Raw genomic sequence first — 6,182 nt, 5'->3', positions numbered from 1 at the left:
AGAATCTTCTGCACAAAGACTCCTCTTCCGCTTCGTCTCAATCGTTCTGACGACTCACCCCGACGCCGTCGGCGGATTCAATAGAGCCGAGTTGAAGAGAACACAGAAGTATCCATTCTGTTCAATGCGGATCCATCAGATACGATGTTGTTCTTCGATCTCATCGGCCCCGATGGAGAAACCATCGATGATACGAATATCGGGAGAACCAGTACTCGTGGACAGATAGCGACTACCGTAGAGGAATCGGGAACGTACTACATCGACGTCCACGCATCCAGCAGCGGTTCCGAAGTCCCGTACTCTTTCGATATACAGTCCCCGGATGATGTGTCAACACCGACGCCAACAGAAACGGAAACACCGGCCTCAACGGCCCCGACAAACACGTCATCAGCAACAACTCCGAACGAAACGTCGGTCCAGGAGCAATCACGAGAAGAGATCGAACCGAACGATGCTCAAGATGCTGCAACTGGCCTCAACAGCACAAAAGTCGACGGCGAAATCGGTGACGAGGGTGATGTAGACTGGTACGAGTTCAGGGTTGAAGAGAACACGGAAGTGTCCATTCTGTTCACTGCAGATCCGTCCGACACGATGTTGTTCTTCGATCTCATCGGCCCCGATGGAGAAACCATCGACGATACGAATATCGGGAGAACCAGTACCCGTGGACAGATAGCGACTACCGTAGAGGAATCGGGAACGTACTACATCGACGTCCACGCATCCAGTGGTGGTTCCGAAGTTCCGTATTCGTTCACGATACACTCCCCGGACGACGTATCGCCACCGACAGCAACAGCCACACAAACCTCAACGCAGATTTCGACAGCAACCCAAACGTCGACTGCGACACAGAACAACACCTCTGGAGAAGTCATCGCTGACGATGAAACGACAGCAACCACAACGGATGACGGCGATGACGGATCTGGAGCGTCCGGTCCGGGCTTCGGTATCGTGGCAGCGCTCGTTGCGCTGGTTGCCGTCGTAGTACTCAGTGTCCGCCGTTGACTGATCGCTCAGGATTCGATAGTCCTGTGGACGTGGTTGAACGGCATGCTCGTCGTTTCGCATGCTATTGATCATCTCGGAAACAGCTAAGGAACTGTCCTGCTGAGTGTCGTCCGGTTCTCACCGGCAGTTACACTGGGGCTGTACGAAGACTACGACGGTTTGTCGCTTTCAATTCTTGCTCACGAACTCGACCGTGCAACTTCGTCTGTCGCAGCATACACGATAGATTTCAGCGATTAATAGTCTTCCTCAACCTCGACCTCGACGTCCGATTCGGCGACACCGACGCGAGCGAACTGTGTCCGGAGGTGCTCTTTCGCGCCTTCGATGGCCTGCTCGCGCGTCTCGAAACCGTGGGCGACGGGCGATTCGAAGGCGACGTTCACGGTCGCGCCGTCGATCTGCTGGCGCTGGCCGCCGGATTCGACCTCGTAGAAGGAGTCACAGACCCAAACGTACGGCGCGTCCTCGTCGGGTGCGCCGCTGAAGGAGGGGGCGGTCTCCCCGCGCTCATAGAGCGTGCCGGTGAGTGCCGTCCCGCCGGCACGGCCCCGAATCAGGAGCATACCGTCGCTACCCGCCCGGCGACCAAAACCTCGGTGTTCGCCGCCCGCGGCGGAGCACTTAACAACTCACCCATGGTATTTATTCACATGACGAAACGGCTGCTCGTCCCGATCGACGGCTCCGAGCAGGCGTGGACCGCGCTCGACCACGCCACGACCGAGCACCCCGAGGCAGCGCTCACGCTGCTCTACGTCATCAACCCCGTCGGAGGCATCGCCGGCGTGAGCGCAGGCGCGCAGATCGCCGACGTGGGCTACGGCGAGGAGTGGTACGAGGCCGCCGAACAGCGCGCCGAGGCCCTGTTCGAGCGTACCAGCGAACGCGTCGGCGACCGCGAGATCGAGACCGAGACGACCGTCGGCCGGCCCGCCCGCGCCATCGCCGCGTTCGCCGAAGGGAATCCTATCGACGCGATCGTGATGGGCAGTCACGGCCGTGACGGCGTCTCGCGCATCGTCCTCGGCAGTGTCGCCGAAACCGTCGTCCGGCGCGCACCGGTGCCGGTGACGGTCGTCCGCTGACCCTCACTCGGTTTCGATCCGGGACTGCGCCGTCGTTCGTCAGTCGGCGAGCCAGTCGGCGAAGCTGCTGTCGTCGATGATCGTCTCGGACTGGCGGTCGATGTACGCCCGCTGCATGCCGTGGACAGCTTCCTCGAAATCGTCGCCGTCGTCGAGGCGTTCCCTGACCTCGTGGCGTTTCCAGCGCGCCGGTGTCACCTCGTGACGGGCGCGCTGGCGCAGCGGCCAGAGATACTTGGCGGCCTCGTTCTCGGAGAGGCCGCGCGATTCGAGCCCGTCCTTCGCGTGGGCGAAGAGATCCGAGTAGAGGTCGTCGTACGATCGCGTCTCGCGGCCGTCGTTGGTGATCCAGACGAGATCGGCGTCGAGCCCGTCGTGCATCGCCGCGTAGAAGTTGCCGTGGGCGTCCTGCCAGTCGAGGTTCGCGACCGGATGTTCGCGCCGGGTCAAACTCTCCATCAGGCCCGCGAAGATCGCCTGGAAAGCGATGGTGTCTCTGACCGTGGGCTGGCCACCGATCGGCCGGAACTCGATGCGGGCGTTCGCCGAGGATTTGCTCGCACCCTCGAAGACCGGTCGCACCCAGCGCCAGTAGGTGCCGTGTTTCTGGCGGAAGGTGGCGAAGGCGTCGTCGAACCGGTTCGACTCCTCGATCGGCATCGGCACGATCGTGTCGTCGGCCGCGATGCGATCGACGGCCTGTTCCGTGGAATCGAGGTCGTGCGGGAAGCGGACCTTCCCGGTGCCGCCGTCGGGGTTGAGAATGGCCTCGAAGACGTGGATGCGATGGCTCATCCAGCCGTCGTCCAGGATCTCTTGGGGTGAGGCGTCGTCGTAGAGACTCGGCGGGAAAAACGGCGAGTTGACGCCGAGAGCAAGCAGCGGTCCCGCGATCCGCAGCGCGTAGGTGAAATACTCGGGCAGATCAGCGGCGTGGGCGACCTGATAGTGGGGCTGGATCGAGGTGATCAGGCTCTCGGGCATCACCGTGTTCGCCGACAGCGAGACGTGCGGCGCGTCGACGTTCATCCCGACAGCGTCCGCGCCGGCGGTGTTGGCCATCGCGTGATAGCGGACCGAATCGCTCATGTTCGAGGCGATGCGCACCTCGCGGTCGGTGATCGAGCCGGTGAGATAGTCGCGTGCCTGCTCGCCCTCCGAAGGGATCGTCCACATGCCGTCGCTGACGAGCCGCAGGTCCGCCGATGCGACGCAGTCGAGCGCCGTGCGGAGGCGGGCGCAGACCTCGGCCTCCTGGGCGGCGAGCCCGTGTGGATTCAGCGGCTGCGGACTCGTACGCATCTCGGCGTTATGCAGTCCGAGCTCCTTCTCGAAGCCGATATATTCGAGCAGGCGGCGCGGCACCCGCGCCAGCGCGCTCGTCTCGCGATTCACCCCATAAAACTCGTATTCGAGCCCGATGATCGCCTGCGGGTTGTCGAACGTGCCGGCGTCGAGTTCGCGCTTGATCACCTCGGCTTCGTCCTCGGCGCGAGCGTGGAACTCCTCGCCATCGACGGCGAGCACGTCCTCGACCCGCCCTGCGAGATCCGATCCAGACATGCCTCGCCGTGTGCGAGCGAACGCCTTTAACTTCGCGGCTGAGGGAAACCGTTCCCGACGATTACGGTGGGAAACGTATCGGAGAAGCAGTCCGCTACAGCACGCCCATCTCGGTCAGCCGCTCGGGGAGATAGGTGTCCGTGACGAAGTCGAGTCCCCGGGAGGCGAGCGCCTGCTGTTCGGCCTTCTTCTCGATGTCGAGCTGGAGTTCGATCTGCTCACGCCAGTAGTCGGTCTGGAAGCGGGGGTCGCTGAGCTCGCTTTCGAGGGCGTTGATGTCCGAATCCGCCAGCGGATCGGTCGGCAGATCGTACTCGACGATGTCCGTGGGCTGGATTCCGACGAACTGCGCTTCGGGCGTGGCGAGATAGTCCGAGAGATGGGCCGACTTGATCGAGCCGTAGGCCACCGAGCCGTAGATCCGATAGGACCACGGGTCGCCGTCAGTGAACACCACGACGGGGAGATCGAGCTCGTCGTGGAGACGTTTGGTGATCCGCCGGGTCGCACGCGCGGGCTGGCCCTTCAGATGGACGACGATCGTGCCGTAGTCGTCGTCGAAGCCGTTCTCGACGAGCCGGTCGCGCATCCCACCCGTCTCGACACAGAGGATGAACTCGGCGTCGTGATCCAGGAACTCGATCGTGTCCGGGTTGTTCGGGATCTGATAGCCACCCTCGCCGACGTCCTTCTGGCAGTGGATCTCGCGCTCGCCCCGGCGCGTCTGTTCGCGGAGGTGGAGCGGCCCCATCAGCGTCGCACCCGACTCCTCCGGGCGCATGTGGAAGTCCTCGCGAGTCACCTCCGAGACGATCTCGAGGTCCTCGACGAGCTGGTTCGACTCGTCCTGATCGGAGAACTGCGCCTCCTCGTTGTCCCAGCTCTCCGAGAGATAGTAGAGCTCACGCAGGGTCGACGAGCGGTCCTCGCCGAGCTGGTCGGCGAGGAAGTCGATCGTGTAGATCGCCTTCAGCAGTTTGCGCGCGCCACGAACCGAGTTCGCGCTGCGCGTGCTCGTGCGGTCGCCGTAGACCCAGACGTCACTGTTCTCGTCGTACTCGATGTTGGATTTCGTCCGCGTCGGCAGCTCCATCTCGGGGATCTGGCCGGCGGCGAACTGGTCGTAGAAGTCGGCCGCGAGCTCGATGAGTCGCTCGCGCGCCGAGTCGTCGCTGTCGGATCTGTCGGTGCTCATTGTGGTGCAGCTATGTGTTGACGGTGAGTTTCGCGTTTTCGATACCGGTCACGTCGAGATCGTAGTCGCTCTCGTCGGCGAGTTCGTATTTCAGGACGCTGTCGTCGTCGCTGCTGACCTCCGGCGACCACTTGATGAACCACTCGCCGTCCATCTCGACGACGCGTGCGCCGTCGGAGACGCTCGTCGGTTCGGCCGAGACGATCTCGGTCAGTTCGGGCGACTCGCTGGTCCCGCTGTTGTTCTCGACGACGAGTTCGACGTGGGAGTTCTCGACGCGGCGCTCGACGAGGACGTTGTTCATGATGCGCGCGAGCGAGTCGTCGATCTTCAGCTCCTCGCGCTCGGTGACGGTCGCGAGCTTGTCGGCCATCTCGGGGAGGATCGAGCCGAGGACGTCCTGTTTCTCCCGGCGCTGTTGCATCGAGCGACGCTTGTTTAGATAGCTCTTCAGCTCGCGGGCGGCCTCGCGGACGGCGAGCTCGATCTCGTCCTCGATCGCCGGGATGTTGGCGATGGCGTCCTTCGACTCGCTCGTGAAGGGGACGTTCGTCGAGGCGACGTGGATCATGATCACCGCCGGCCCGTTGGGCATGCCCGAGCCGCCGGGCTGGTCGAGCCCGTAGTTTCGCCAGCCGATCCCCTTGAGAACGTCGGTGGTCGCACAGGCCCCGCGCTGGTAGACCAGCGGAACCCGGTTCGCGAAGCGGAGAAGTTCGACGCTCCCCTCGGCAGGGAGATCGCCGCCGTAGGCGATGCCGGCCTCGACGATGAACGGGTCGCCGCCGTGGACGCCGGCATCCCGCGTCGCCGACGCGTAGAAGTCGGCGTCGAACTCCTTTTCGAGTCCCGAGCGCACGAGATCGGCGGTGATCGGGGAGAGGCAGTCCGTCGGCGGCGCGATGATGTCCGTCTCTGCCATCGCACTCAACAGCGCGCTCGCGGTGTCGCGGTCGCCGGCGACGGCGGCGACGTTCGGCGGATCGTCGGGCACCGTCTTCGCGACACTCCAGAGCGCGTCCGTGACGTTCTCGCGGGCGGTCTCGCCGAAGGAGACGTCCTCGCGTTCGGCGGTCATCGCGGCGGCGCGCTCGACGTACTCTTCGAGCACTTCCCGCCGCAGTCGGTCGCGCGCCCGACCCTCGCCGTCGAATTTCGCCGCCAGCCGCTCGGCGAACGATTCGATGACGCCGTCGTCCTTGCGCGTGCTCGTCGCCTCGTCGGCCAGCGTGTAGAGATCGGCCGTCCGATCGTCGCGGACGACCGCCCACGCCGCGGCGACGGCCTTCTCCTGTACCTGTCTCTTATACACA

At 63.6% G+C, this 6,182-nt stretch carries 5 protein-coding genes and 1 pseudogene; 2 read left to right on the top strand and 4 right to left on the bottom strand.

Translation table 11 applies throughout. The features are described 5' to 3' along the window. Nucleotides 1-144: 144 nt before the first annotated feature. On the top strand, nt 145-1,020 hold the full coding sequence (locus tag C451_RS15870; RefSeq protein WP_007742126.1) for a PGF-CTERM sorting domain-containing protein: 876 nt from the start codon (nt 145-147) through the stop codon (nt 1,018-1,020). A 239-nt stretch (nt 1,021-1,259) separates the two neighbouring features. On the opposite strand, the gene C451_RS15865 is transcribed toward C451_RS15870, so the two are convergent. Beyond that, nucleotides 1,260-1,589, bottom strand: a complete 330-nt coding sequence (locus tag C451_RS15865) for a DUF7113 family protein (RefSeq protein ID WP_007742125.1) — start codon at nt 1,587-1,589, stop codon at nt 1,260-1,262. Nucleotides 1,590-1,676: 87 nt separating this feature from the next. Between C451_RS15865 and C451_RS15860 the strand changes: the two genes are divergently transcribed. Next, nucleotides 1,677-2,111, top strand: coding sequence for a universal stress protein (locus tag C451_RS15860; RefSeq protein WP_007742124.1), 435 nt, complete (start codon nt 1,677-1,679; stop codon nt 2,109-2,111). Between the two features lie 39 nt (nt 2,112-2,150). On the opposite strand, the gene C451_RS15855 is transcribed toward C451_RS15860, so the two are convergent. The 3 genes and pseudogenes from C451_RS15855 to C451_RS15845 form a co-directional block, all read right to left on the bottom strand. Next, the gene (locus C451_RS15855) at nt 2,151-3,674 is read right to left on the bottom strand and encodes a hypothetical protein (protein WP_007742120.1); all 1,524 of its coding nucleotides are present in this window, start codon (nt 3,672-3,674) and stop codon (nt 2,151-2,153) included. A gap of 94 nt (nt 3,675-3,768) precedes the next feature. Beyond that, complete coding sequence (locus C451_RS15850; protein WP_007742119.1) at nt 3,769-4,869, bottom strand: DNA topoisomerase IV subunit A; 1,101 nt, start codon at nt 4,867-4,869, stop codon at nt 3,769-3,771. 10 nt (nt 4,870-4,879) lie between these two features. Then, a pseudogene (locus tag C451_RS15845) lies at nt 4,880-6,182 on the bottom strand (DNA topoisomerase VI subunit B); the annotation flags it as partial.

Origin of the sequence: Halococcus thailandensis JCM 13552 (assembly GCF_000336715.1) — an archaeon.
Classification (GTDB): Archaea; Halobacteriota; Halobacteria; order Halobacteriales; family Halococcaceae; genus Halococcus; species Halococcus thailandensis.
This window is presented reverse-complemented; position numbering and strand designations above follow the sequence as displayed.

Coding starts and splice junctions, on each gene's coding strand:
- C451_RS15850 (WP_007742119.1), bottom strand. CDS start 4,869: ATGAGCACCGACAGATCCGACAGCGACGACTCGGCGCGCGAGCGACTC.
- C451_RS15860 (WP_007742124.1), top strand. CDS start 1,677: ATGACGAAACGGCTGCTCGTCCCGATCGACGGCTCCGAGCAGGCGTGG.
- C451_RS15855 (WP_007742120.1), bottom strand. CDS start 3,674: ATGTCTGGATCGGATCTCGCAGGGCGGGTCGAGGACGTGCTCGCCGTC.
- C451_RS15865 (WP_007742125.1), bottom strand. CDS start 1,589: ATGCTCCTGATTCGGGGCCGTGCCGGCGGGACGGCACTCACCGGCACG.
- C451_RS15870 (WP_007742126.1), top strand. CDS start 145: ATGTTGTTCTTCGATCTCATCGGCCCCGATGGAGAAACCATCGATGAT.